The sequence below is a fragment of the Agrobacterium sp. DKPNP3 genome (genome assembly GCF_052686535.1).
On the sequence record NZ_JBQYSN010000186.1, the window covers coordinates 1 to 847 of the forward strand.

General features: G+C 60.8%; 1 protein-coding gene. It reads left to right on the top strand.

Annotated features, from left to right (window positions below):
- The first annotated feature begins 73 nt into the window (after nucleotides 1-73).
- Nucleotides 74-831, top strand: a protein-coding gene (locus ACUTJJ_RS25035) for an IS5 family transposase (RefSeq protein ID WP_302078081.1) whose coding sequence is annotated in 2 segments (ribosomal slippage) — nucleotides 74-404 and nucleotides 404-831 — 759 coding nt in all. Because the reading frame shifts where the segments join, the coding sequence is not laid out codon by codon here.
- Nucleotides 832-847: the final 16 nt, after the last annotated feature.

An 847-nucleotide genomic window follows, 5' to 3' on the forward strand; every position in this document is an offset into this window, starting at 1 on the left:
CTAGGTTCTGTCTGCATTTGAGGATTCCCATGATCGGTGAGTTCTGATTCAAGGCTGGTGAAGGAGCCAGATCATGAGCAGACGCACGCTGACGGACGAGCAATGGGAGCGGATTGCGGAACATCTTCCTGGGCGGGATGGGCTGCGTGGGCGCAGCGGGGTCGATAATCGGCTGTTCGTGGATGCCATTTTGTGGATGGCGGGCAATGCAGCGCGCTGGCGTGATCTGCCGGAGGTGTTCGGCAAATGGAGCGGGGTCCATGCGCGGTTCCGCCGTTGGTCGCACGCTGGCGTTTGGGAGAAGCTGTTCCATGCGATGGCCGACACGCCGGACTTCGAATACGTCCTGATCGACAGCACGATCTCGAAGGTCCACGCCGACGCAAGCGGCGCAAAAGGGGGGCTGAAGCTGCCGCAATCGGCCGTTCGCGTGGCGGACTGACGACCAAGCTACACGCGGCCGTCGATGCCATCGGACTGCCGATCCGTATCCACCCGACGCCGGGGCAACGTGGCGACGCTCCACAGGCGCGAGATCTCCTGAAAGGCCTGCATGGCATTGGTCACGTCATCGCAGATGCTGCCTATGATGCCGATCCGCTGCGCATCTTCATTGCCGATGATCTCGGCGCAACGGCGCAGATCAAGGCCAATGCCAGCCGGACCCGAAAGCCGACAATCGACTGGCAGCTCTACAAAGAGCGCCACCAGATCGAGTGCTTCTTCAACAAACTCAAACGCTTCCGCCGCATCGCCCTGCGCTGCGAGAAGACGATCTCCGCCTTCATGGGATTCGTCCATCTCGCATGCGCCATGATCTGGCTCCGCTAAATGCAGACAGAACCTA